Source organism: Shewanella chilikensis (genome assembly GCF_037953065.1).
Taxonomy (GTDB): domain Bacteria; phylum Pseudomonadota; class Gammaproteobacteria; order Enterobacterales; family Shewanellaceae; genus Shewanella; species Shewanella chilikensis.
On record NZ_CP149966.1, the window covers coordinates 1,018,991 to 1,042,485 of the forward strand.

At 47.4% G+C, this 23,495-nt stretch carries 25 protein-coding genes, 6 tRNA genes and 1 pseudogene; 25 read left to right on the forward strand and 7 right to left on the reverse strand.

The window, feature by feature from the left end; all coding sequences use genetic code 11:
* Positions 1-301: 301 nt before the first annotated feature.
* The 7 genes from WKR14_RS04745 (at position 302) to WKR14_RS04770 (ending at position 5,550) form a co-directional block, all read left to right on the forward strand.
* The gene (locus WKR14_RS04745) at positions 302-1,294 is read left to right on the forward strand and encodes an RHS repeat-associated core domain-containing protein (RefSeq protein WP_339087454.1); all 993 of its coding nucleotides are present in this window, start codon (positions 302-304) and stop codon (positions 1,292-1,294) included.
* A 2-nt stretch (positions 1,295-1,296) separates the two neighbouring features.
* Complete coding sequence (locus WKR14_RS04750) at positions 1,297-1,857, forward strand: hypothetical protein (RefSeq protein WP_339087455.1); 561 nt, start codon at positions 1,297-1,299, stop codon at positions 1,855-1,857.
* 635 nt (positions 1,858-2,492) lie between these two features.
* Entirely contained in the window at positions 2,493-2,804 is a 312-nt protein-coding gene (locus WKR14_RS21365; protein WP_420884226.1) for a NucA/NucB deoxyribonuclease domain-containing protein, read from the forward strand.
* A gap of 2 nt (positions 2,805-2,806) precedes the next feature.
* Entirely contained in the window at positions 2,807-3,289 is a 483-nt protein-coding gene (gene comJ / locus WKR14_RS04755) for a competence protein ComJ (RefSeq protein WP_165564565.1), read from the forward strand.
* Between the two features lie 50 nt (positions 3,290-3,339).
* On the forward strand, positions 3,340-4,545 hold the full coding sequence (locus WKR14_RS04760) for an RHS repeat-associated core domain-containing protein (RefSeq protein ID WP_339087456.1): 1,206 nt from the start codon (positions 3,340-3,342) through the stop codon (positions 4,543-4,545).
* A 33-nt stretch (positions 4,546-4,578) separates the two neighbouring features.
* Positions 4,579-4,941, forward strand: coding sequence for an SMI1/KNR4 family protein (locus WKR14_RS04765; protein ID WP_339087457.1), 363 nt, complete (start codon positions 4,579-4,581; stop codon positions 4,939-4,941).
* A gap of 171 nt (positions 4,942-5,112) precedes the next feature.
* Positions 5,113-5,550, forward strand: a complete 438-nt coding sequence (locus WKR14_RS04770) for a hypothetical protein (RefSeq protein WP_339087458.1) — start codon at positions 5,113-5,115, stop codon at positions 5,548-5,550.
* 233 nt (positions 5,551-5,783) lie between these two features.
* On the opposite strand, the gene WKR14_RS04775 is transcribed toward WKR14_RS04770, so the two are convergent.
* Complete coding sequence (locus WKR14_RS04775) at positions 5,784-6,089, reverse strand: hypothetical protein (RefSeq protein WP_339087459.1); 306 nt, start codon at positions 6,087-6,089, stop codon at positions 5,784-5,786.
* Positions 6,090-6,151: 62 nt separating this feature from the next.
* Between WKR14_RS04775 and WKR14_RS04780 the strand changes: the two genes are divergently transcribed.
* The 3 genes from WKR14_RS04780 (at position 6,152) to WKR14_RS04790 (ending at position 9,031) form a co-directional block, all read left to right on the forward strand.
* A protein-coding gene (locus WKR14_RS04780; protein WP_115389451.1) for an IS3 family transposase occupies positions 6,152-7,302 on the forward strand; the annotation gives its coding sequence in 2 pieces (ribosomal slippage) (positions 6,152-6,395 and positions 6,395-7,302; 1,152 coding nt in all).
* Positions 7,303-7,389: 87 nt separating this feature from the next.
* Positions 7,390-8,265: an RHS repeat-associated core domain-containing protein gene (locus tag WKR14_RS04785; RefSeq protein ID WP_339087460.1), complete on the forward strand. Its 876-nt coding sequence runs from the start codon at positions 7,390-7,392 to the stop codon at positions 8,263-8,265.
* The gene (locus WKR14_RS04790; RefSeq protein WP_339087461.1) at positions 8,255-9,031 is read left to right on the forward strand and encodes a hypothetical protein; all 777 of its coding nucleotides are present in this window, start codon (positions 8,255-8,257) and stop codon (positions 9,029-9,031) included. The genes WKR14_RS04785 and WKR14_RS04790 overlap by 11 nt, the downstream gene beginning before the upstream one ends.
* Here WKR14_RS04790 and WKR14_RS04795 read toward each other — a convergent pair.
* Positions 8,975-9,955 (reverse strand): IS5-like element ISEc68 family transposase, encoded by a 981-nt coding sequence (locus tag WKR14_RS04795; protein ID WP_000082736.1) that lies wholly within the window; start codon positions 9,953-9,955, stop codon positions 8,975-8,977. The genes WKR14_RS04790 and WKR14_RS04795 overlap by 57 nt on opposite strands.
* Positions 9,956-10,426: 471 nt before the next feature.
* Between WKR14_RS04795 and comJ (WKR14_RS04800) the strand changes: the two genes are divergently transcribed.
* A complete protein-coding gene (gene comJ / locus WKR14_RS04800; RefSeq protein WP_165564565.1) occupies positions 10,427-10,909 on the forward strand; it encodes a competence protein ComJ in 483 nt (160 codons plus the stop codon).
* A 146-nt stretch (positions 10,910-11,055) separates the two neighbouring features.
* On the opposite strand, the gene WKR14_RS04805 is transcribed toward comJ (WKR14_RS04800), so the two are convergent.
* Positions 11,056-11,388, reverse strand: a complete 333-nt coding sequence (locus tag WKR14_RS04805) for a hypothetical protein (protein WP_339087462.1) — start codon at positions 11,386-11,388, stop codon at positions 11,056-11,058.
* Positions 11,389-11,901: 513 nt separating this feature from the next.
* Here WKR14_RS04805 and WKR14_RS04810 point away from each other — a divergent pair.
* The 9 genes and pseudogenes from WKR14_RS04810 to WKR14_RS04850 all read left to right on the forward strand — a co-directional run bounded on the left by WKR14_RS04810 (position 11,902) and on the right by WKR14_RS04850 (position 15,132).
* Positions 11,902-11,978 (forward strand) — tRNA-Met (locus WKR14_RS04810).
* Between the two features lie 32 nt (positions 11,979-12,010).
* A tRNA-Leu gene (locus WKR14_RS04815) sits at positions 12,011-12,095 on the forward strand.
* Positions 12,096-12,130: 35 nt separating this feature from the next.
* Positions 12,131-12,205, forward strand: a tRNA-Gln gene (locus WKR14_RS04820).
* Positions 12,206-12,225: 20 nt separating this feature from the next.
* Positions 12,226-12,300, forward strand: a tRNA-Gln gene (locus WKR14_RS04825).
* 24 nt (positions 12,301-12,324) lie between these two features.
* A tRNA-Met gene (locus tag WKR14_RS04830) sits at positions 12,325-12,401 on the forward strand.
* Between the two features lie 67 nt (positions 12,402-12,468).
* Positions 12,469-12,543, forward strand: a tRNA-Gln gene (locus WKR14_RS04835).
* Positions 12,544-12,856: 313 nt separating this feature from the next.
* A pseudogene (locus tag WKR14_RS04840) lies at positions 12,857-13,906 on the forward strand (transposase).
* 266 nt (positions 13,907-14,172) lie between these two features.
* Complete coding sequence (locus WKR14_RS04845) at positions 14,173-14,673, forward strand: GNAT family N-acetyltransferase (RefSeq protein WP_335918036.1); 501 nt, start codon at positions 14,173-14,175, stop codon at positions 14,671-14,673.
* Positions 14,674-14,766: 93 nt separating this feature from the next.
* The gene (locus WKR14_RS04850) at positions 14,767-15,132 is read left to right on the forward strand and encodes a hypothetical protein (protein ID WP_339087463.1); all 366 of its coding nucleotides are present in this window, start codon (positions 14,767-14,769) and stop codon (positions 15,130-15,132) included.
* A 1,174-nt stretch (positions 15,133-16,306) separates the two neighbouring features.
* On the opposite strand, the gene WKR14_RS04855 is transcribed toward WKR14_RS04850, so the two are convergent.
* The 3 genes from WKR14_RS04855 to WKR14_RS04865 are packed head-to-tail and all read right to left on the reverse strand — an operon-like array spanning position 16,307 to position 18,697.
* Complete coding sequence (locus WKR14_RS04855; RefSeq protein ID WP_339087464.1) at positions 16,307-17,656, reverse strand: ATP-binding protein; 1,350 nt, start codon at positions 17,654-17,656, stop codon at positions 16,307-16,309.
* Positions 17,656-18,345, reverse strand: a complete 690-nt coding sequence (locus WKR14_RS04860; RefSeq protein ID WP_208224177.1) for a response regulator transcription factor — start codon at positions 18,343-18,345, stop codon at positions 17,656-17,658. Before WKR14_RS04860 ends, WKR14_RS04855 begins: the two co-directional genes overlap by 1 nt.
* Before the next feature lie 13 nt (positions 18,346-18,358).
* Positions 18,359-18,697 carry a PepSY domain-containing protein gene (locus WKR14_RS04865; RefSeq protein WP_025011880.1) on the reverse strand — a complete coding sequence of 113 codons (339 nt, stop codon included), beginning with the start codon at positions 18,695-18,697 and terminating at the stop codon, positions 18,359-18,361.
* Between the two features lie 243 nt (positions 18,698-18,940).
* On the opposite strand from WKR14_RS04865, the gene WKR14_RS04870 reads away from it, so the two are divergent.
* Together WKR14_RS04870 and tnpA are read left to right on the forward strand one after the other, a co-directional pair.
* Complete coding sequence (locus tag WKR14_RS04870; RefSeq protein ID WP_339087466.1) at positions 18,941-19,783, forward strand: choice-of-anchor H family protein; 843 nt, start codon at positions 18,941-18,943, stop codon at positions 19,781-19,783.
* Positions 19,784-20,011: 228 nt separating this feature from the next.
* Positions 20,012-20,446: an IS200/IS605 family transposase gene (gene tnpA, locus WKR14_RS04875; RefSeq protein ID WP_208138538.1), complete on the forward strand. Its 435-nt coding sequence runs from the start codon at positions 20,012-20,014 to the stop codon at positions 20,444-20,446.
* A gap of 57 nt (positions 20,447-20,503) precedes the next feature.
* Here tnpA and WKR14_RS04880 read toward each other — a convergent pair whose 3' ends face one another.
* Positions 20,504-21,634 (reverse strand): methyltransferase, encoded by a 1,131-nt coding sequence (locus WKR14_RS04880; RefSeq protein ID WP_339087467.1) that lies wholly within the window; start codon positions 21,632-21,634, stop codon positions 20,504-20,506.
* Positions 21,635-21,797: 163 nt separating this feature from the next.
* On the opposite strand from WKR14_RS04880, the gene WKR14_RS04885 reads away from it, so the two are divergent.
* From WKR14_RS04885 to luxS, 3 genes are all read left to right on the forward strand, one after another.
* Positions 21,798-22,460, forward strand: a complete 663-nt coding sequence (locus WKR14_RS04885; protein WP_339087468.1) for an alpha-ketoglutarate-dependent dioxygenase AlkB family protein — start codon at positions 21,798-21,800, stop codon at positions 22,458-22,460.
* A 75-nt stretch (positions 22,461-22,535) separates the two neighbouring features.
* A complete protein-coding gene (locus WKR14_RS04890; protein WP_028779744.1) occupies positions 22,536-22,835 on the forward strand; it encodes a BolA family protein in 300 nt (99 codons plus the stop codon).
* Between the two features lie 124 nt (positions 22,836-22,959).
* Positions 22,960-23,469 carry an S-ribosylhomocysteine lyase gene (luxS, locus tag WKR14_RS04895; RefSeq protein WP_039033608.1) on the forward strand — a complete coding sequence of 170 codons (510 nt, stop codon included), beginning with the start codon at positions 22,960-22,962 and terminating at the stop codon, positions 23,467-23,469.
* Positions 23,470-23,495 lie beyond the last annotated feature (26 nt).

Here is a 23,495-nt window from a genome sequence, read left to right on the forward strand (position 1 = left end):
TTAATAATGAAAATGACCTGCGGTTTGTTTCTAACATAGTTTTAAAACCTTGGTTTTTAGAATACACACCAGATAATAGAGATAAAGTAATCGCGAATTCAACTCCGAAGTGCACCACTCGCTAAATTAGGCTGCCTTGCGTAATTCATTGAATACCGCAATCAGGGCGGGATTCTACTTTGTACAAAATACGAAATTTTGCTTTCTCTCTGTGAAATCTGGTGCTTTCAGAAAAACTAAAAGCTACAAATTACACGTAGAAAAGACAGGACAGCCATATCTTTAGCAAACCGGGCGGGTAGTGCGTCAGGGAGACAATGTTTTCCGCTACGATGTCTTTGGCCGCCGCTGTCGTAAATACCGGCAGCAACCAGCAACGCAGCCAACATCAGCGCAATCACTCACTCAACAAATCAGCCAAGGCGATATCCGCTACCTGTGGTTGGGTGATCAACTCAGCCAGCAGCAAAGTTATTATGCCGATGGCAGTGTGGCAACTACCCAGTGGCTATATGAGCCCGGCAGTTTCAGGCCGTTGGCACAGATAAGGCAACTGGATACACCCAATGACCCCGGCAGGCCCGAATTACATTATGCGGTGACTGACTTAGTGGGCAATGTCAGGGAGTTGTGCGATCCACAAGGACAAATACACTGGCGTGGCGAACAGGGTTTATGGCAGGACTTCCATCAATGGCGGCTCAGCGGAACCCCGAAAAAGTATCTTGAACAAGCCGCCAATGAGCCTCTACACTGTGACCTGCGCTATCAGGGACAGATTTATGATAGGGAAACAGGGCTTTATTACAACCGGCACAGATATTACGATCCGGAGATTTGCCAGTATCTGAGTCCAGATCCGATAGGGCTGGCAGGGGGCACGCGGCCACAGGCCTATGTGCACAACCCGCTCGAATGGGTGGATCCGCTAGGGTTGGAACGATTCCCTTCGTGGATGGCTACTAAACAAGGGTATGAGAGACATCATATTGTTTCTTATGAACATCGAGCTCATCCTTTCTTTAATAGGTCAGATCTTAATATTAATGGCGCTACGAATATGGTGTATTTACCTGTTGCTGATGGAATTCATCCGACGAAGATGACACATCATCATTTTCAGTTAGATGGAAAACCTCATGCGGAATATAATGCTTATATCAAAGAGCGCCTAGATCGATTAGAGGAAAGTGCTAGGGTAGAAGGATGGGATAAAGAGCGAGTAAATAAGGAGTTGCTCGACTTTCAACACGAGACGCGTTATGCATTGAACAATAAATGTCCGAAGGGTTAGTTATGAATATTTACAAAATTAAGCCGCAGGCGGCGAGCGAGAATATAGTTGTTGATTTTGGAGCTGAGTTGAATTCTAAATTGTGGGATGTTTTTTTAGGTGATGAGCGTTCGGAAACTGAAAACTTTTTGAATATTAATGGTAGTTCCCAAGTTGACAATTTTAACAATTTGATAGATTGCTCTGATTTCCTTAGTTGTGTTGTACCATTCCCAATCTTTTCAAAGAGAGCTGTTGATGTGTTGAGGGAGTTAGATTGCCTGTCTTTTTTAAATGTGGGTGTGGATGGGGTTTATAAATTTAGTATTGGATTGGTAAATGCAAAAGCTAAATTTGTAGATGAAGAAAAATCTAAGTATAAAATTCTGACAAATGGTGACCGTATGCTTTCTGTTGTTGCTTATAGAGAGCCTTTGGAGAGTTTTTTTATTGCTAGAGATGAGAAGTACTACTCGAATTTTGTTGTCAGTGATGATTTTGTTGAACGGTGTAAAAAAAATAACTTAAAAATTAGATTTGAAAAAATTGAGTATGGTCATCCGAAGAGCTTTTTTAATAGGTGATTTTTTAAAGAACTACTATTTTTGAGGTGGCGCGTCGGTGTGTTGATTAAATTATTTGTAATACAGAAACGGCTCACGAGGTATTGTCCATGTTAACGACCCGCGTCTTCTAGATTTAGAGTGTTGTATTATGCGGTGACCGACTTGATAGCTTGCAGGGTCACAGAGGAAATACACAAAACTCAACAAGTGGTCGACTAATTGTTTTTCAGGCCATAATTAATTTAAGTGGGAAGTGTGAAAGATGATTGAAAACGTAATTAAAGAGATTAACTATTTAGTTAAAGTATATGGTAAAAATGGTTTTTTGGGAGATGGAAATAAAAATTTAGATTACTATTGTCGATCGTTTTGCTGAGTTAGACGCCGCCGGTTGAATATGCAGGAAAACATTATCAAGCGCTTGGTATTGGCCTCGAGGAAGATCAGTATCACTAATGCTGTCAAAAATGGTATGTTTATTAATTTATTGATAATAAATAGATAAGCTGCCAATGTTTGATGGAGATTAATATCAGATATTAGTCGCAACCAAAGTGAGTATGTTTGTGAGTATAAAAGCAAGGTTTTAAAAATATAATTATTAAATATCAGTCGATTATGGCCAGTGTCACGGTTTAACGTGTGATTATGAATTGGATGTCGATAGTACAGTCTATCCGCAGACCGCTGGCCATATTCGAGATGCGATCAGTAATGGTCATCCATATATAGTTACGATAGATAGGTCTCATGCCAAATCCAACAGAGCAAAAAGTCTTAAAGGCTTTAAAACTCAGCCAAATCTCGACAGGGATGAATGGCCTATGGCTATGTTCCAGGAAGGGGGCGATGGCGCTAGTGTTAGGTATATAGATCCATCTGACAATCGGGGGGCTGGTTCGAGCATCTGTCATGCATTATCCGACTTGCCAGATGGAACAAAAGTTCTTTTTAGGGTTAATTAGTTATGATCAAAGAATATAGTTTCGACCTGTTGATTTCCCATAACCAAGTACGGTTAGAGAATAGACCTTTTTCAGATGGGCTTTGTGATTGGGGTAAAGGCAACTTGGCTCAAGGTTGTATAATTCATGATGGTTTCGTCGTTTTTGACTCCATATTGGAGGGGAGTTTTGGAGCTAATGTATATTTACGTGTTGCTGATAACTTTGATATTGATGACGATTGTGTAAGGTGTGTTCAGACTAATTTTCTTTATAATAAGTCCATGCCGTTAAAAATATCATCAGCTTTTGAGTCTTTTGTCGTAGATGTTGAAATTGAGGATGGAAACTATACGTTATACTTCGAAATTGTAGAAGTGGAAGAGGTCTTTTATCGATTTACCATTGTTGATTCTAGAGGTTGTTGTTCAGGCAGTAAATATTTAAAGGATGATGACTTTGGTGGAGTCGAGAATATGGTGGTAAAACACGGGAAATTTAATTAAGCAAAGGAGAAGTACAGGACAGCCATATCTTTTAGCAAGCCGGGCGGGTAGTGCGTCAGGGAGACAATGTTTTCCGCTACGATGCCAATGGCCGTATGGTCGAGAAACCCCTGAAACGTGATGGTTTCAGGGCTCAGACTCGCTTCTATCATTGGGATGAAGAAGACCGCCTCATTCGTGTCAGTCTGCCCAATGGGGATATTTGGCATTATGAATACGATGTCTTTGGCCGCCGCTGTCGTAAATACCGGCAGCAACCAGCAACGCAGCCAACATCAGCGCAATCACTCACTCAACAAATCAGCCAAGGCGATATCCGCTACCAGTGGTTGGGTGATCAACTCAGCCAGCAGCAAAGTTATTATGCCGATGGCAGTGTGGCAACTACCCAGTGGCTATATGAGCCCGGCAGTTTCAGGCCGTTGGCACAGATAAGGCAGCTGGATACACCCAATGACCCCGGCAGGCCCGAACTGCATTATGCGGTGACTGACTTAGCGGGCAATGTTAGGGAACTGTGCGATCCACAAGGACAAATACACTGGCGTGGCGAACAGGGCTTATGGCAGGACTTCCATCAATGGCGGCTCAGCGGAACCCCGAAAAAGTATCTTGAACAAGCCGCCAATGAGCCTCTACACTGTGACCTGCGCTATCAGGGACAGATTTATGATAGGGAAACCGGGCTCTATTACAACCGGCACAGATATTACGATCCGGAGATTTGCCAATACCTGAGTCCAGATCCGATAGGGCTGGCAGGGGGCACGCGACCACAGGCCTATGTGCACAACCCGCTCGAATGGGTGGATCCGCTAGGGTTATCCGCATGTAATTCACCAAATGGTTATAAAACTGGCGATGTAGATCCTCATGGTAATTTGTCTCCTGGAGTAAATCGCGCTTCTGGACATACAAACACTAGAGCTGATGGCTTTGTTCAAAGCCATCATCCTATTCAGGATGCTTGGGCAAAAAGAAGAATAAACGGATATCAAAGAAACTCCGCGCCAGCTACATTATTGCAATCATCGTCAGGAAGCCCTCATGCTGGAATTAGTTCAGCTCAACGAACTCGACGAGCTTTATCTGGTGGTTGGGATACAACATTGAAACAGGAGTTTAATATTAGCTATAGGGAAATGCTTAATGCCGGGGTTCCTGAAAATCAGGCTCGAAAAGCGCTTAATGATTCATATAAGCACTTTGATGGACTCAGAGGAAGTAACAATGGTAATCCGTTCTTTGATATTTGATGTGCTATAATTTTGTGAAAAGGATTAATGGTAATGGATAAGAATAGTATTTTGAATGAGATAAAGCTTATAGAAAAAAAACACGGTATTAAATTGCCAGGTAAGTATAAAGAATTTTTGTCTGAAGAGGTGATGGACAAAGATTTTTATGAAATTGAAAGGGGGAATGGTGATTTTGTTTATATTTTCAATTATAAAGATGTCTCTGAAAGGAATGAAACATACAATATACAAAAGATAGAATCTGATTACTTTTTAATAGGTCAAGATGGTGATCTTGGATACTTTGTTTATTTAAAAGATAACGATAACAAAATTTACAGTTTAGATCTTGGAGCACTCGGCAGCTTAGATATGGATGAAGAAGCAAAAGATCTATATGACTTAAGTTCATAGTTTTTATTATTCGCATTTGCTTTTGCTAAATGATCGTTCCTAATTGTGCTCCATTTTCATGAGACCACGCTCACTACCAGGGAGTCCAAATGCTGGGGTCTATGATGTTGCAGGGGGAGGTGGAAATCATGCAAAGTTGATTTTTGAAGAAACATTGAACAAGTTAGGTGGATGATGGATAATTTAAGAATTGGCAGTTTAATGGCTGTTCCTTATGGTAATGGAAAACTAGCGTTGTGTCAGGTGGTTTGGATATCTAACGTTATCAATAATTGTATCGGATTTATAGTACTTTCAACATCTTATGATGATTCTGATGTTGAGAGAAATAGAGCTCTCGAAATCGACTTGCCTGTGGGTAAGATAGTTACAATATATGCTAGCATCGACAATGTTTTTAATGGGAATTGGCGTTTAGTTGGTTTTTCTAATGTCAATAATCTAGATGAATATATAACGCATAATATTGGTGGGAATCTCTACAAAGGTGATGTTTTTGTGAGGGTGCTAGATAAGAGCGAAATCAATAATTACAGAAAGGTATTAAATAGTGGTAACAAAGCTGTTGATTTGATTCTGTGTAGGTTTGATGAGATCTATAATAAGTAATTAAATAAAGACAGCCAATAAAGACAGGATAGTCAAACTTTTTGATGTTTTCCCGAATGGCAGGACAACCAACTGGTATCCCAACGCAATAAGTTGGGAGAGCAACTGGCGTTCAAGCGGGATGGATTAAGCCACAATATCGAAAAGCGCTAAATAAGTGATCCTAGTTGTGCTCCACTTTCATGAGACCATGCCCGTCACCAGAGAATGGTGAAGCATGGTCCATAAAGTACTTAACCCGCTCCATCAGCTTCCAAGAGAGAAAAGACACGAAAAGACAGGACAGCCATATCTTTTAGCAAGCCGGGCGGGTAGTGCGTCAGGGAGACAATGTTTTCCGCTACGATGCCAATGGCCGTATGGTCGAGAAAACCCTGAAACGCGATGGTTTCAGGGCCCAGACTCGCTTCTATCATTGGGATGAAGAAGACCGCCTCATTCGTGTCAGTCTGCCCAATGGGGATATCTGGCATTATGAATACGATGTCTTTGGCGCCGCTGTCGTAAATACCGGCAGCAACCAGCAACGCAGCCAGCATGATCCGCCCCGATAGTTTTGGACACCACGCTAAGCGAGTAAAATCGTTTAACGAGGTGAACAATGACATCAAAGACCAAACGACAAACCTATACATCTGAGTACAAAGCTGAAGCCCTTAAGCTAGCAAAAATCAAAGGGGTAAGCGCCGCCGCTAAAGAGCTGGGTATATACGACTCCCAACTCTACAACTGGCGTAATGCCGCAGAGAAGAATACGAACACCAGTCAGCGCGAAGCTGAGCTCACGGCCGAAGTGGCGCGACTCAAACGCCAGCTCGCAGAGCAAGCAGAGGACCTCGCCATTCTAAAAAAGGCGGCTACCTACTTCGCGAAGAATCAAAAGTGAACCGGTTTGCATTCATGCTTGAGCACCAGCATCGCTTCTCGGTAAAGCGTATGACTGTTGTGCTCAAGGTCTCGCGTAGTGGGTATTATGCATGGCGTAACGCCAGCTCCGAGCTTGGTAAACGACAACTGAAACGTGATGACAGGGATAGGAAAATCAAGGCCGCATTTGACGCCAGCAAACAGCGCGATGGTGCCCGACGCATTCAGGCCGAACTGGCAGATGACGGCGAGAGAGCCAATGTAAAAACCATTGCTGATAGCATGAGACGGCAACAGCTCGTGCCCAAAGCAGCCCGCAAATTCAAAGTGACGACTAACAGCGACCATCGCCTTCCTGTGGCGCCAAACCTGCTTGGGAGAGACTTTACCGCTGCGGCGCCCAATGAAAAATGGGTGGGCGACATCACCTACCTAATGACCAGCGAGGGCTGGCTGTACTTGGCCGTTATCATCGACCTTTACTCACGCGCTGTCGTAGGGTGGGCGATGAGCCCCCGAATGACAGCTGACTTAACCTGTAATGCGCTCCGTATGGCACTGTTTCGTCGCGGCATGCCCACAGGAGTCATCGTTCACAGCGATAGAGGCAGCCAGTACTGCTCACACGCTTATCGAAACCTAGCTTTGGCGCATGGTTTGAAGATAAGCATGAGCCGTAAAGGGAATTGTTGGGATAATGCTTGCGCCGAAAGCTTCTTCCACTCGTTGAAGGTTGAAGCGGTGCAATACGAGCCAATCATGAATCGAGAAACAATGCGTCGGGCTGTGTTTGAATACATCGAGGTTGATTACAATCGAACAAGAAGGCACAGTGCTCTGGGCTATATCAGTCCAGAAAACTACGAACTAAAGAGTGTTGCTTAGTAGCGTGTCCTGTATTAGCGGTGCGGATCAGCATCAGCGCAATCACTCACTCAACAAATCAGTCAAGGCGATATCCGCTACCAGTGGTTGGGTGATCAACTCAGCCAGCAGCAAAGTTATTATGCCGATGGCAGTGTGGCAACTACCCAGTGGCTATATGAGCCCGGCAGTTTCAGGCCATTGGCACAGATAAGGCAACTGGATACACCTGATGACCCCGGCAGGCCCGAATTGCATTATGCGGTGACTGACTTAGCGGGCAATGTCAGGGAGTTGTGCGATCCACAAGGACAAATACACTGGCGTGGCGAACAGGGTTTATGGCAAGACTTCCATCAATGGCGGCTCAGCGGAACCCCGAAAAAGTATCTTGAACAAGCCGCCAATGAGCCTCTACACTGTGACCTGCGCTATCAGGGACAGATTTATGATAGGGAAACCGGGCTCTATTACAACCGGCACAGATATTACGATCCGGAGATTTGCCAATACCTGAGTCCAGATCCGATAGGGCTGGCAGGGGGCTCGCGGCCACAGGCCTATGTGCACAACCCGCTCGAATGGGTGGATCCGCTAGGGTTGGCGGGTGATCCAGCTAAAGCAACGCACATCACTTATTTGGGATGGAAAGATGGAAAGCCATATGTTGGCTATGCGAGTAAGCCTGGTTTTGGCCACAGTGCTCAGGATGTATTGAATTATCGTTATAGCCAAAATTATGAAGCATTTGATATAAAACCCGACCCAATTTATCATGGAGAAGGGGTTAAAGGCAAATATACTGCACGAGGATTGGAACAACGAAAATTTGAGGAATTAGGTGGCTTGGATGGTACATCTAATAAGCAAAATCCTGTAGGTGAGAAGAACCCAAGACGAAGTGATTATTTAAATAAAGCTGACGAGTATAATGCTATGAAGTTGAATAAATGTCCCAAAGGAACTAATTCTCATGGTAATTAAAAAGAAAGATTTGACAGTTGATTCGGTTTTTTCAGTTGAGGTGCCGGGGTATGGATATATACTGGCTCAACTAAGGGATGACCATTGTATGGATTTTTTTGATAATTTGAAAGATGTTGATGATTGGTACGGGGAGGACTTAAATGAGAGAGAGATACTTTTTACAATTGTGGTCGCCTCTCACCGCCTGTTGAAGTTATTTAAATCCAACGTAACATCCGTTGTAAAGGTGAACACTAGACCTAGATGTTTAATAGCACTTAGATTTAGTGAAGAGCTTAGAGCGACAACAAAGATGCCTGGGCTTTCTCTGGTTAAACATGATCCAGTTTACAATCCAAACAATAAGAATGTTTTGATACCTCTTTTAGATCCTGTATTGCATAAAGAAATTTTATATTCATATGAGTACTGGGGGATGCATGGAAATCCTAAAGAAATCCTTGAAAGGATAACTTGTTATTATGAAACAGGTGTTAATTTTGATAAAAGTAAAATGATTCTCTACCCTGAGTTGGCCCCCCCTCCGAAAGAATATCGTAAAGTTAGTTATAGTCCTAAGGAAGCTGCGATTAAGTGGTCCGCAGCTCCCGATATGACGCCCCAAACCGTCCTTTATCGACGTCCTGTGGCTCAATTTTCCAATTTTCAGCCCAAAATCGTCTCTTCGTGGCTGATTTTGGCCCTGTTTCAGGCCAATTTCCTCATTTCAGGTAGATCTCGCCTGTGCCCGTATCAATTGGTCAACTCGAACCAGGTTCGCTAGGGTGAATAACATCGCCAGTTGACTGTCGTTTTTAGCCAGCCCCTTGTACCTGGCTTTGACGAAACCAAACTGACATTTTACTATCCGAAATGGATGCTCAACCTTCGCTCGGATACTCGCTTTCAGGTATTCGTAACGGATGGCCAGCTTGTTCTTGCGCGGGTGTTGCTTCAATGCATTCACTTTGCCGGGACGCTTGGCGATAAGCCAGTCTGCGCTGACATCGCTGAGCTCATCGCGCTTTTCGGCCCCCTGATAACCAGCATCGGCTGAGATAAATTCTTCATCGCCATGCAGTAACTTGCCAACCTGATTGAGGTCGTGCTCGTTAGCCGCCGTGGTCACCAGACTGTGGGTCAGGCCACTTTTGGCGTCCACGCCAATGTGCGCTTTCATGCCGAAGTACCACTGGTTACCTTTCTTGGTCTGGTGCATGTCTTCATCACGGCTGTTGTGTTTGTTTTTGGTAGAGCTGGGGGCTTGAATGATGGTGGCATCCACCAAGGTGCCCTGGGTCATTAGAACGCCACACTCTGCTAGCCAGTGATTAACGGTACTGAAGATTTTGCGGGCCAGTTCATGCTGCTCCAGCAAATGCCGGAAATTCATGATGGTAGTGCGGTCTGGAATGGCTTTATCCAGTGACAGGCGAGCAAATTGTCGCATGGAGGCGATTTCATAGAGGGCATCTTCCATGGCCTCATCGCTCAGGTTGTACCATTGCTGCATGCAGTGAATACGCAGCATGGTTTCCAGCGGATAGGGCCTGCGACCATTACCGGCCTTGGGATACACAGGCTCGATAACGCCAAGTAATTTGTCCCAGGGAAGCAAGTCATCCATTCTGCCAAGGAAAACTTCTTTGCGGGTCTGGCGGCGTTTACTGGAAAACTCACTGTCGGCAAAAGTCAGTTGCTGGCTCATCCGGTTACTCATTCTGGGTTCAGGTTACAACACGATGATCTCACATCTCGGACTTATTCGCACCTTCCCTAATTGCTTCGATGATTCGTTGTGATTATTCAAAGTAGGTTTTTTAGATATCAATACAAAAAAATACAGGATAGCCATTATTTGTTGAATATTTGAGCGGGTAATGACCATTTGAAGAGCGTCACAGAGACCCTAAATAACTGATCCAAATACTGCTACATTTTCGCGATGCATTGTCTGTTGCCGGGGAAAGGCGAAACGGTTTCCATAAAACGCTGGCTTTAAAACTCAGCCCAATCTCGACAGGGATGAATTGTCTATGGCTATGTTCCAGGAAGGGGGCGATGGCGCTAGTGTTAGGTATATAGATCCATCTGACAATCGGGGGGCCGGTTCGAGCATCGGTCATGCATTATCCGACTTGCCAGATGGAACAAAAGTTCTTTTTAGGGTTAATTAGTTATGATCAAAGAATATAGTTTCGACCTGTTGATTTCCCATAACCAAGTACGGTTAGAGAATAGACCTTTTTCAGATGGGCTTTGTGATTGGGGTAAGGGTAACTTGGCTCAAGGTTGTATAATTCATGATGGTTTCGTCGTTTTTGACTCCATATTGGAGGGGAGTTTTGGAGCTAATGTATATTTACGTGTTGCTGATAACTTTGATATTGATGACGATTGTGTAAGGTGTGTTCAGACTAATTTTCTTTATAATAAGTCCATGCCGTTAAAAATATCATCAGCTTTTGAGTCTTTTGTCGTAGATGTTGAAATTGAGGATGGAAACTATACGTTATACTTCGAAATTGTAGAAGTGGAAGAGGTCTTTTATCGATTTACCATTGTTGATTCTAGAGGTTGTTGTTCAGGTAGTAAATATTTAAAGGATGATGACTTTGGTGGAGTCGAGAATATGGTGGTAAAACACGGGAAATTTAATTAAGCAAAGGAGAAGTACAGGACAGCCATATCTTTTAGCAAGCCGGGCGGGTAGTGCGTCAGGGAGACAATGTTTTCCGCTACGATGTCTTTGGCCGCCGCTGTCGTAAATACCGGCAGCAACCAGCAACGCAGCCAACATCAGCGCAATCACTCACTCAACAAATCAGCCAAGGCGATATCCGCTACCAGTAGTTGGGTGATCAACTCAGCTAAAAAATACAGGACAGCCATATCTTTTAGCAAGCCGGGCGGGTAGTGCGTCAGGGAGACAATGTTTTCCGCTACGATGCCAATGGCCGTATGGTCGAGAAAACCCTGAAACGTGATGGTTTCAGGGCCCAGACTCGCTTCTATCATTGGGATGAAGAAGACCGCCTCATTCGTGTCAGTCTGCCCAATGGGGATATCTGGCATTATGAATACGATGTCTTTGGCGCCGCTGTCGTAAATACCGGCAGCAACCAGCAACGCAGCCAGCATCAGCGCAATCACTCACTCAACAAATCAGCCAAGGCGATATCCGTTACCAGTGGTTGGTTATCTCAACCGCAGTCGTTGCCCCTGAACCCTGGGTAGAGCCAGCACGGCTCAAATCTCGCATTTATGCGTGAATATAGGTTCGATTCCATCAAATCTCTGCAACTACAAGGGACTCTTTCGACCTCAGTGTGCTCAAATTGGCTAGCGGTGCTTGAATGTAGACCTAAATAAGTTTAAGTTATTGTTTTATAATGGTAGGCTTGATTTTTCTATCTCATAAAGCCTTGGGAGAGTTGCATTCTAGCTAATGATTTGAGCAACAATGCAGTTTAAGGTGTAAAGTGGCTCTAAATGGACGATAGAACGTGGATTTGCGTATCTGTTGCCCAGTTTGATGGGTTTATAGGCAAACGGCGGGGGCGGTGAGATTTAGCCTAAAAAAGCTGTTGACCTAAATAACCTGAATAAGCATAATACGCCCCGTTCCTCGGCACGGGGAAACAAAGTTATCGTGGCTATGTAGCTCAGCTGGTTAGAGCACAGCACTCATAATGCTGGGGTCGCAGGTTCAAGTCCCGCCATAGCTACCATCCTTCTTGGGATGTCAAAAGCAAGAGACACTGCGGGAGTGGTGAAATTGGTAGACACGCCAGATTTAGGTTCTGGTGCCGCAAGGTGTGAGAGTTCAAGTCTCTCCTCCCGTACCATATTTGTCTCTTATTGAAATAGCTTTGATTATTGGTGGGGTATCGCCAAGCGGTAAGGCACCGGGTTTTGATCCCGGCATTCCCAGGTTCGAATCCTGGTACCCCAGCCATATTTACCAAGTTTATATATTGGGGTATCGCCAAGCGGTAAGGCACCGGGTTTTGATCCCGGCATTCCCAGGTTCGAATCCTGGTACCCCAGCCATAAACGCGAAAGAGAAAATACAGTGGCTATGTAGCTCAGCTGGTTAGAGCACAGCACTCATAATGCTGGGGTCGCAGGTTCAAGTCCCGCCATAGCTACCATGTTTCTTTAGCAGCAAACTTGGTCTTCACGAGTCTTAAGATTCGTATCGGTTAATACCGACCCTGATGGGGTATCGCCAAGCGGTAAGGCACCGGGTTTTGATCCCGGCATTCCCAGGTTCGAATCCTGGTACCCCAGCCATATTCAACGAAAGAGCCCGTCATAGACGGGCTTTTTTGTATCTGTTTTTCATCGTTTGAACTTTTTAGCTATTGGCATATCGGCAGGATAGAGTCCCAATGCCGTGAAAGGCCATGCCCTCAGCCACGTTATTTGCGTCAATGGCCCTCGGCGAACCGAGGGGGAATTGGTACAATTCTGTTAGTGCTGAGTAGGTTGAAACATTTGATGACGAAAAAATAGGACAAAAAACAAAAAATGGACACCCAGCGTTAATGGCGCGGTAGTTAGCCTCCGACTATCCTTTGTTTAAGCATTTAACAAGGAGGTTATTATGCCGCGCCCTCGCCGAACTCAAATCAGCCTTGAAGATACGCCTTACTACCACTGTTGCAGCCGCGTGGTACGGCGTGCCTTTCTGTGTGGTGATGATGCCTACTCGGGTAAGAATTATGACCACCGCCGTGGTTGGGTCGAATCGTTACTGTTTGAACTGGAAGCTGTTTTTGCCATTGATGTGGCGGCATTCGCCATCATGAGTAATCATCTGCATCTGGTGTTGCATATCGATATAGAGACAGCAAACCGATGGACAGACAGAGAAGTGCTTGAGCAATGGCATAAGCTGTTCAAAGGTGATGAGTTAACCCAGAAATTCACCCAGGGTGAGCTGATTGAAGCGCATGAAGTCCCCAGGCTGAAGCATACTATCGCGATTTATCGCAGTAGGTTATGTGACATCAGTTGGTTCATGCGTTGTCTCAACGAACCGATAGCGCGTCAAGCCAATCAGGAAGATAACTGTACCGGCCGATTCTATTCGCCGCCATCCCTGGCGCTCTCCCTGCGGGCCAGCTAAAGCTGTTCAAATTTATTCCGGATAAATTTGTGGGAAGGAAGATTTAAATCACAAGCCTTACTGGATGAAGCCGCGGTGTTAACCTGCATGGCCTACGTTGACCTCAATCCCATCAGAGCCAAGATGGCCGATACGCCTGAGCAGTCGGCACATACCAGCATTCGGCTACGTATTCAGGCCGCTTTGAAATGCGAACAACCCACCAAGCTACTGCCCTTTATTGGCGATGAGTGCGATAACCAGCCCAATGGTATTGCGTTTGGGCTCAAGGATTATCTTGAATTAGTGGATGATATCGGGCGTTGTATTCGCGACGATAAACGTGGCGCGATAAGTGAAAAGAGTGCCAAGCTGCTGACGCGGTTGAATATCCATCATGAGAACTGGCTCAAGCTTACCACTGAATTTGGAAGACTATTTCTTGGACCGGTAGGCACCTTGCAAGAGCTCAGCTGTTACTGCGAACATTTGGAGAAGCGACGACGGCATTTTGCAACCAGCTGTCAGTATTTTCAAACAGCCTGAACCCCACGCTATTTATCTCAACCGCAGTCATTGAAATCCCCTGAACCATGGGTAGGGCTAGCACGGCTCAAATCTCGCATTTTTGCGTGAAATAGGTTCGACTTCATCAAACCTCTGCAACTCACGGATATCTTTCGGCCTCAGCGTACTCAAATCCCCTAGCGGTGCTTGAACGCAGACTGAAAGAAGATTAAGTTATTGTTTTACAGTGGGTGGCTTGATTTTTCCTGAAAATTACAAAATAGATTATAGATTAAAGAACGAATATGGATATTTTAATAGAAACACCTCGTCTCTTAATGAGAGAGTTTTGCTTGGATGATGTAGATGCTGTCTTTGAATTTTCTACTAATCCAGATGTTATGCGTTATACGGGTGATGTGGGTGCCGTTAATACCAAAAAAGATGCAGAGAATTTAATTGTTAATTGCTGGCAAGCAGAATATAAGAAGTATGGTTACTCTCGGTATGCATTGATTCATAAAGAAGATGATAAAGTCATAGGGTTCTGCGGAGTTAAGTACGAACCTGATTTGAACTGTCCAGACATAGGTTATCGGATGCTACCCGAATACTGGGGAAATGGATTGGCCACAGAAGCTGTAAAAGCCACTTTAGAGTATGCAATAAATACGCTTGGGCTTACTAAAGTAATTGGTGAGGTCTTGGTTGAGCATCCAGCATCAGGTAACGTTTTACTTAAATCTGGTCTACGTAAGGTTGATACTTATGAAAAAGATGGGTTTATATTGAATAGATATGAATAAAAACTTAAGTTTACAAGTAATAGTAAAGAAAGATAACAAGTTACTGAATTCGATAAACGAATTGGCGGAGCGTTATTTTTCAAGGAAGATATTATGAGAATTTGGCACATCGCTTTTTTAAGTCTCCTGTTACCAGGTTGCGCTTCGTCCAATAAAACCACCTATCAACCTGTTTGTTTTCAATCCGTAGAACAAGCAATAAACATTGGTGAATCTCTTATATCCGCGGGGTATTTTGAAAAAGTAAGTTACTGGGTTAACGGAGACCCCAGCATACCTGTTCGTGGGTTGGGTTTGGAATGGGATGGATTTGAACATTCAAAGTATTGTCCCAACGGAGGATATCCTGTCCTCATCTCTTACCTGGATAAGAATGAACTTGGGAACTCTGAAATAGTAATTAAATGGGCTCAAATAGTTTTTAAAAATATGCTTAAGGAACGAGGCATTGAAACATAACGAGTGACTGTGGCATTCCGTCAATAGGTATTTCACTAATTGTGATAGCTTTCGCCCATCGGGTTCGATTTTTCATCATGGTATTGAGCATAACCAACAACTTTCGCATATAGGCTATCAACGCTACTTAGGGCAGCGGTTATTTCCCGAGGAGGGATTGGTACAATTCTGCAAGAATAGTGTTGCTTGAAGTTGCTTATATTCCCGCAGACATACACCTATTTTCCAGGCGCAGGTGGAACTGTGACCTTCCGAGCCAGGGATGGCGAGGCAGAGCTTACAGGGACGTACTCGCAACAACTTCCCTGTTTAACGGCCAGCTCACCATCCCTGGCTCGCGCTCGAAAGCATGTTGCTATGCAACTCTCGCCATGTCACAGGATCGCCTGTGCGAAAAGCGCACCGCAGGTGATTGGCCGCTGCTTAACCACGTTATCTGCGCCAACGGCTGTCGGCGACACCGAGGGGGGGATTAGTGCAATACTGTTAGTCCTGAGTAGCTTGAAATATCTGAAGTGTTCGCAGACATACACCTATTTTCCAGGCATAGGCGGAACTGTGACCGTCGAAAACAGGGTCGAATTTTGTTCCCGACAAATTCGGCATTTCCTACGTCCTTGTAGGTCAGACGTTTTCGTCGAGCGCCCAAGGATGGGTTCACAACAACTTCCCTGTTTAACGGCCAGCTCACCATCCCTGGTTCGCGCTCGAAAGCATGTTGCTATGCAACTCTCGCCGAGTCACAGGATCGCCTGTGCGAAAGGCGCACCGCAGGTGATTGGCCACAACTTAGCTAGCCGCTAAGATCAAGTTCATTGGTGAGTTTTGGCTTAAAGCCATGATAGCCACTGTGCCAGCGGCCTAACGTCGTGGAGCAAATGCATTCATGCACAACGGCCAGCTCACCATCCCAGGTTTGCGCTCGAAAGCATGTTGCTGCGCAACTCTCACCGTGTCACAGGGGAGTCTGTGCGAAAGTTCGTCTCGAACATCCTGTTTTTCAATTGCATTCTTGCTTCGTGCCCATCCCAGCGGCAGGCAACGAGAAACATCCATTGCCGGAAACTTGACCAGTGCTTATTGGCTGCATCAAGGGGGGCATTATCGCCATTTGGCAAGATTAGCCTTGTTGGAAATAGGTAAGGATGGGGAATGAATGTACCATTCCCCAATCTCAACTTCTGGGTAAAAACAGAGTGAAGCGGGCGCCGCCCAGGGGAGATTGATCTATTTGCCACTGGCCTTGGTAGCTCTGCAGCAGATCTTTGACTATCGCCAGTCCTATACCATGGCCTTGTTGGTAGTTATCGGCTCTGACACCGCGCTCGAACAGCTGGGTTTTCTGCTGCTCTGTAATGCCCGGGCCATCGTCTTCGATGCAGATGTTCAGCCCTTTTTCGCTAACCCAGGTTTTGAGTACGACCTGGCTGTTTGCCGCCTTGCAGGCGTTATCCAGTAGATTGCCGAGGAGTTCGGCCAGGTCGGCTTCATCGCCGTAAAACAGGGCGTTTGTTGCCAGTTCAGCCTCAAACTCCAGCGCCTTGTCCGCATAAATTTTGCCAAGGGTTCGCAGCAGTTTGTCGGCCACTGTTTTACTGTTTACCCCTTGATGCCAAGCGCCGCTGCCGGCACTTTGGGCCCGTTTCAACTGGTGGCCTATGCTGGCGTTAATTTGGCTGATGGGCTCTTGGGCATCGCTTGGCAAAGACTTGAGGCTTTGCAGCACCGCCAGCGGTGTTTTCAGGCTATGGGCCAGATCCGACAAGGCGTTGCGATAACGTTGGCGTTGGCGCTGCTCGTTGCTTATCAGGGCATTGAGCTGGGTCGCGACCTGTTGCAGCTCCTTGGGATAGTCGCTGCCGAGATGTTGCCGTTTGCCTTGCTCAACCGCTTTGAGCTCGGCGCGAAAGCGCGCCAGTGGTTTGAGTGTCCACCAGAGCCAGCCACCTTGTACCAGTAACAGGAACAGCATCAATAGTCCCAGGTATTGCCAGAGCTGGCGGCTGAAGGCGCCTTGGGTTTGCTCAAAGCCGGTCTGATCTTTGATGATGTGTACGGTAAAGGGAATATCCCGGCCATTATTCGAGGCCGAGGCAAAGCTGGCGCTGAAGCTGTAATTGAAGTGGGGTTTGCCCAGGAGAAGCATTTCGCCAAAGCGGCCTTCACCGAGTGGTGGGCTTGGAAGCTTGCCCGGAGGCGGCATACCGATAAAGGAAGGCGAATGCCATACCAGTTTGCCTTGGCTGCTGACCAAGGCGTAGAGCCCGGATTGATCTATGTTGAACTGTTTGTCTTGTAATTGATCCGGCAGAACCAGTTCGCCCTGTTCCACTTCTGCCAATGCCAATACTCCATAAAGGGCGGCGCTGAGTTCATCTTTTACCGCGTGGGCCAGCTGGGCACGAAAGGCATCGCTCAGGGTCACGCCGATAAGCGGCAAGAGCACCAGATTCAACAGCAGGGCGCTGATCACCAACCGGCCCTTGAGTGAACCGGGCAAAAGCCTTGCAGGCAAGGGCTTCATCAGGGGTTATCTCTAACAGGAAGTGCATTAAGGCGATAACCCTGACCACGCAGGGTTTCAATAAGCCCAAGCGTGCCCTCGGGATCCAGCTTCTTGCGCAAACGGCGAATAAATACCTCAATCACATTGGAGTCAAGATCAAAGTCCTGATCATAGATGTGCTCGATAAGCAGACTCTTGGAAGTGACTTCGCCCTGATGCAGCATCAGGTACTCGAGCAATTTGTATTCGGAGGCGCTGAGGTTGACGCTGTGTTTGCCGAGCCGCACTTCACCGCTGCTGGTATTCAGGGTGACAGGGCCACTTTGCAGCAAGGGGCTGGCCTTACCGGCGCTGCGGCGGATTAACGCCTTGATCCTGGCGGTGAGTTCCATGGGGTGAAAGGGTTTGGTGAGGTAGTCATCAGCGCCGGCATCCAAGCCTTCCACCTTGTCCTGCCAGCCATCTCTGGCGGTGAGGATCAGCACAGGGTAATCCAGTCCCTTGGCTCGCATCTGTTCAATCAGTGCTATGCCGCTGAGTTTGGGCAGGCCGATATCGATAATGGCGGCATCATAGGGATATTCCGCCGCCAGAAACAGGCCTTCTTCGCCGTCTGATGCCGTATCCAGATTGAAACCTGCCTCTTGCAGATGTTGTTTTAAGTTGGCTTGTAAGGCGGCATCATCTTCTACCAATAACAGTCGCATAAGCTATTTCCTGTCAGTTTGCCTGCAGTCGGCCGCTGCGGGCATCCACAGAGACATAGACAATTCGGCCACTGTCCTGCAGCAGTTTGACCCGATAACCCGGGTTGCCGTTGACCTTCACAGACTGCACCCTGAGTACTTTACCGCCATAAGCCTGCTTCACCAGTCTGGCGGCTTCATCGCCGCTGCGGACTTTCAGCTTGGCCTCCTGGCCCTGAGTTGTTCGTTCCGGCTTGGCAAAGGGGCCGGCATGCAGGGGCTGAGCGAAAGCCAGCGACAGCAATAGCATGCTTGCCGCGATAATTCCGCTTGAGTGATAAGCTTGATGCTTGATTTTACTGCCCCTTTTCATGGTTTTGCCCTTTTGGAAACGCTTGGCCCAGTGTAAAAGATCCCCGCGGTGGATGAAATAGCCAGCCGGGTCTTCACTCTCTATCTGTCCTTCCCCCCGGTTTTCGCTCAGGCCCGGTCAGTTGTACTCCTTCCAAGATGAACATCGGCTGACAGAAACCGTTCATCTCATGTTCACCCAGGCTGACTTTTAATAATGCTAACAACCCGAATAAGCGCGGGATGCGCTCTGTGGAGAAGCACTATGAAATTATTATCTTACACTGTATTTAGCCTGTCGCTGTTTTTGGCTCTGTTTTGGGGGGCGCCCGCTGCCTATGCCAAGGAGGCAGTCGGCGGACAAGCCTCCATCGGCCAAAAAGCGCAGCAACCGAGCGATGAACAGGATAGCCTAGGCGCCGAGCTAAGGGCGGCACAACACAGGCAGTTGCTCAAGCAACTTCAGCAGGAGTGGCAATTTGCCGGAGCTCAAGTTTCCGGTGAGCGCATGACCCGCGAGCAGATGATTGCCAAGAAACAGAAACTGCCCGAGAGCCAAGCCGCGCCGCAGCGGATGGTCTCCACTACGGCCCACAGCTATTACCATGAGTTTAGCTTTTATGGGGCGGCCAGCTACCTTTATGACGATTATGACTTTGATGGCTTTTATCGCAGCTTTGCGGTGCGCTTCGATGCCGATGTTTACGGCAATGATCCGGCCGAGTCTGTGCCCGTTTATGCCGAGCTTTATCTGAGCCGCAACGGCGGTGACTGGGAGCATTACTACAGTACTGAGGTGTTCTACATTCAGGGAGACAGTACCCAGGATGACTTTGAAGTGCTCACCACGTTAGAGAGCGGCTACCCCAGCGATCACTATGATGTGCTGATCGACCTCTATGAACCCGGTTACAGTGACATAGTGGCGACCATAAGTTCTTATGAAAGCAATAGCCTCTATGCCTTGCCGCTTGAGAGTCGTGAATGGGACAGAGATGATGGCGCGACTGTGATAGTCGATGCCGGTGGCAGCCTGTCAGTGCTGGCGCTCGCAAGTCTGGTACTGCTTGGCGGCTTGCGTTACAGACGCGGCAAAGTTGCCGCCTGAAATTACAAAATTTAACTACACAGGCCGGGGTCTCTCCCGGCCTGTTTCTTTCCGGGTTCCCAACGGGGGCCGGAATGGGTCAACAAGGTTTACTCTTGTTGGCCTTTTATTTTCAGCCCCTAAACCACCTACTTCAGTAGGTGGTTATCATCAATTTAGGCTTGGCCTGTAAAGGCTACCCATGCTAATTGCTCTTTTGATTTTTAGCGAAGTCAAAGGACAAAAAGCATGAGTAGATACGAGCAAGCATCGCATGTGTATTGGCGATGTCAATATCATATAGTTTGGACTCCAAAGTACCGTTTTAGGATTCTCAAAAACAAAGTAGGTAAGGATGTTTACCGCTGTATTCACGTTTACAGTGAGCAACTTGGGTGCAAAGTAGTAGAGTTAAATGTTCAGGTAGACCATGTTCATTTAGTTATAAAAGTTCCGCCAAAGTTATCGATATCAAGACTGATGGGAGCGCTCAAAGGCAAAATAGCACTAAAACTATTTAGTAAATATCCGCACTTGAGGAAGAACAAAATGTGGGGTAACCATTTTTGGCAGCGAGGATACTTTGTTGATACGGTTGGAATAAATGAAGAGATAATAAGGCGTTATGTCCGGCATCAAGAGAAAGAAGAAAAGCAGGAGCAAGCTCAGTTAACGCTGGAGTAAACAACGCCCCCTTTGAGGGGGCATATACAAAGCCACCTTCTTCAGAAGGTGGATTCTTTACTTAGAGGCTTGCAGGATCACAAACTTACCATTGGAGGCTATGGTTTTACAGTTGCCGAACAGGCGCTTGAGCTTGATGTGGTAGCCCAGGTGACGGTTGCCGACCACATGCAGTATGCCGCCGTTCACCAGACGCCGTCTGGCATCGAGGAACATCTGCCAGGCAATATGATCTGTGATGGCCTCTCCCTGATGAAACGGTGGGTTACAGAGCACCAGATCCGGTGCGACCCCGGCGCTCAAATGACTCAGACAGTCGTCCCAATAGAAGTGGCCGCGTTCGGCCTCAAAGCCATTGCCCTGCCAGTTGAGCCGGGCACTTTCCACGGCCATCTCTGAGTCATCAACAAAGTGAATACTCGCCTCGGGATAACGCTTGGCCGCCGCCAGCCCCAAAACGCCATTGCCGCAGCCCAAGTCCACCACAGAGCTAAACTCACCTTCGGGGAGGTTGGCCAACATCAAACGGGCGCCGATATCCAGTTTGCCGGCGGCAAATACATTGCTGAGATTACAGATATTGAGGCTGAATTCGCCAAGGGGCCACTCGCTGGGGGCCGGCAATTCGCGCGCCTGGCCATCGGCGAAGGCGGTTATCACCCGGGTCTTTTTCCATGCCAGACTGGCGCTGGCCTGGCCCAGATGTTTGCCAATCAGGGCCAACAAGGCTTGATTGATGGATTTGGCCTTGGCGCCAATCAACACCCGGGTACCGCTGGGAAGCATATTGGCCAGCAGGGTCAGCTGCCAGGCAAAAAAGTTGAGGTTCTTGGGCAGCTTCAGCAATATGGTATCGGGTACACAAGCAGGCATTTCCCGACTGTTTAGCCAGTGAATGTCGGCATCGCTGAGATGGTTTTTCTCAAGATTTTGTCGAGCGCCAAGATGGGAAGTGCGGGCATCCGAGCTCCAGTGAACCTTTGCATCAGGATAACCTCGGCGAATGGCGCACAGCAGGGCACCAAAGCTGTCGTTGATAATAAGCACAGATTGAGGTGCCTCTTCCTCGGCGAGCTGTTTGAGCAGGTGTTCATCGGCGGCATCCCAGGCCTGGAGGTTGGATTCCTGCTCTTCGGGATAGCGGTGCAGAGTGAGCTGAATATCAGCGGCTGAGAACTGGCTGGTCATATAACTGGGCTTAAAGGACGAATTTGCGCGGATTATCGCAAATACTGGCGCTCAAGGCGATATTTGCGAAAATCTGCCTTGGTCATTATCTAATAAAGAAGGCTTAAGCCTGGCAATAAGCCACAGAGAAACAATGCCATGAAGTTCAAAGATGAGTTCAAATATGAGTTCAAAAGAGATACAGCAGTCGCTGTTTGCGCTTGAGCCTGGGTCATCTGCTGAGTCGGCAACAGGCGTGCAGCGGTTTGAGCAGCCGCCTATGTTGCTGGTGCGCGGTTATCTCAATCCAGCCCAGCAGGAGGCCATTTGGCGGGAGGCGGAGCATTATCCCCTGACTCGTCCCGAGCTTGAAATATTCGGTAAGCGTCACGCCATTCCTCGTACTCAGGTGTGGTTCGGCGATGCCGGCTGTGATTATCGCTACTCAGGGTTATTGGTCAGGGCGCTTCCCTGGCCCAAATATCTGTTAAGGCTAAAGCAAAAGCTGGATCGGGATTGGCAGCTTGGCAGCAACGGCGTGCTGGTAAACCGTTATGCCGATGGCCGCGACACCATGGGTTGGCACAGCGACGATGAACCTGAGCTGGCAGAGGGGGCCGATATCGCGTCAATCAGTCTGGGCGCCGGGCGCGATTTTGATTTGAAACACAAGCAAAGCGGCGAGAAGCTGCGGCTCAGGCTTAACTCGGGCGATCTCTTGTTGATGCGCTGGCCGATGCAGCAGGAATGGCAACATGCGTTGCCAAGAAGGCTGAAACTCACAGAGACCAGGCTTAATCTCACCTATCGGCGGCTCAAACCGGGTTTTCATCACTCTGGTGATTGAAAATTGTCGGATTGATCTTTGTTCGCCGAAGCAGTAACCTGCCGCCAATCCCAACAGCTTATATTAGGTTTTACCATGTCCGTTGCCCAGACCATAGAGCAGAAGTTGCGCCTCGCCCTGACGCCGAGTCATATAGAAGTCATCAACGAGAGCCACAATCACCATGTGCCGCCTAATTCAGAGACGCACTTCAAGGTGATCATTGTCAGTGAAGCCTTTGATGGCAAGCGTCTGCTGGCTCGCCATAGAGAAGTGAACCAGGCCTTGGCGGAAGAACTGGCCAATGGCGTGCACGCTCTGTCCATGCATACTTATACACAGGCTGAATGGGATGCTCAAAGTGCTGTGCCTGAGTCGCCCAAGTGTCGTGGTTAAAAGTCCTGGCTTGATAAACCGCCTCCAGGGGCTGCATTTGTGTTTTGGCGCTGTAATAATAGCGCTTTGAGACGCGAAACCATTTAACAGTGCAAGCCAGCTTGCCATCCAAGGGAGAATACCCATGCCATTGTTAGACAGCTTTACCGTGGACCATACCAAGATGGAGGCACCGGCAGTGCGGGTGGCCAAGACCATGAGCACACCAAAGGGCGATACCATTACGGTATTTGACCTGCGTTTTTGCGCGCCCAACAAGGATATTCTCAGCGAGCGCGGCATTCATACACTGGAACACCTGTTTGCAGGCTTTATGCGTGATCACCTCAATGGTGACGGAGTGGAGATCATAGATATTTCGCCAATGGGATGTCGCACCGGCTTTTATATGAGCCTTATCGGGACACCGGAAGAAGGCCGGGTTGCCGATGCCTGGTTGGCAGCCATGGAAGATGTGCTCAAGGTACAAGATCAAAAGGCTATTCCTGAGCTGAACGAATACCAGTGCGGTACCTATCAGATGCATTCTCTGGAGCAGGCGCAGGATATTGCCCGCAATATTATTGCCGCCGGTGTCAGCGTTAACCGCAACGACGATCTCAAGTTGAGTGAGGAACTGCTGAAGCAGCTCTAATCCCGCCCGGCTTACCTCGCACAATC

Bases quoted from the DNA above. Each gene is read 5' to 3' on its own strand.
- WKR14_RS04750 (WP_339087455.1), top strand. From the start codon at position 1,297: ATGAATATTTACAAAATTAAGCCGCAGGCGGCGAGCGAGAATATAGTT.
- comJ (WP_165564565.1), top strand. From the start codon at position 2,807: ATGATCAAAGAATATAGTTTCGACCTGTTGATTTCCCATAACCAAGTA.
- WKR14_RS04765 (WP_339087457.1), top strand. From the start codon at position 4,579: ATGGATAAGAATAGTATTTTGAATGAGATAAAGCTTATAGAAAAAAAA.
- WKR14_RS04770 (WP_339087458.1), top strand. From the start codon at position 5,113: ATGATGGATAATTTAAGAATTGGCAGTTTAATGGCTGTTCCTTATGGT.
- WKR14_RS04775 (WP_339087459.1), bottom strand. From the start codon at position 6,089: ATGCTGGCTGCGTTGCTGGTTGCTGCCGGTATTTACGACAGCGGCGCC.
- WKR14_RS04790 (WP_339087461.1), top strand. From the start codon at position 8,255: ATGGTAATTAAAAAGAAAGATTTGACAGTTGATTCGGTTTTTTCAGTT.
- WKR14_RS04795 (WP_000082736.1), bottom strand. From the start codon at position 9,955: ATGAGCCAGCAACTGACTTTTGCCGACAGTGAGTTTTCCAGTAAACGC.
- comJ (WP_165564565.1), top strand. From the start codon at position 10,427: ATGATCAAAGAATATAGTTTCGACCTGTTGATTTCCCATAACCAAGTA.
- WKR14_RS04805 (WP_339087462.1), bottom strand. From the start codon at position 11,388: ATGCTGGCTGCGTTGCTGGTTGCTGCCGGTATTTACGACAGCGGCGCC.
- WKR14_RS04845 (WP_335918036.1), top strand. From the start codon at position 14,173: ATGGATATTTTAATAGAAACACCTCGTCTCTTAATGAGAGAGTTTTGC.
- WKR14_RS04850 (WP_339087463.1), top strand. From the start codon at position 14,767: ATGAGAATTTGGCACATCGCTTTTTTAAGTCTCCTGTTACCAGGTTGC.
- WKR14_RS04855 (WP_339087464.1), bottom strand. From the start codon at position 17,656: ATGAAGCCCTTGCCTGCAAGGCTTTTGCCCGGTTCACTCAAGGGCCGG.
- WKR14_RS04860 (WP_208224177.1), bottom strand. From the start codon at position 18,345: ATGCGACTGTTATTGGTAGAAGATGATGCCGCCTTACAAGCCAACTTA.
- WKR14_RS04865 (WP_025011880.1), bottom strand. From the start codon at position 18,697: ATGAAAAGGGGCAGTAAAATCAAGCATCAAGCTTATCACTCAAGCGGA.
- WKR14_RS04870 (WP_339087466.1), top strand. From the start codon at position 18,941: ATGAAATTATTATCTTACACTGTATTTAGCCTGTCGCTGTTTTTGGCT.
- tnpA (WP_208138538.1), top strand. From the start codon at position 20,012: ATGAGTAGATACGAGCAAGCATCGCATGTGTATTGGCGATGTCAATAT.
- WKR14_RS04880 (WP_339087467.1), bottom strand. From the start codon at position 21,634: ATGACCAGCCAGTTCTCAGCCGCTGATATTCAGCTCACTCTGCACCGC.
- WKR14_RS04885 (WP_339087468.1), top strand. From the start codon at position 21,798: ATGAGTTCAAAAGAGATACAGCAGTCGCTGTTTGCGCTTGAGCCTGGG.
- WKR14_RS04890 (WP_028779744.1), top strand. From the start codon at position 22,536: ATGTCCGTTGCCCAGACCATAGAGCAGAAGTTGCGCCTCGCCCTGACG.
- luxS (WP_039033608.1), top strand. From the start codon at position 22,960: ATGCCATTGTTAGACAGCTTTACCGTGGACCATACCAAGATGGAGGCA.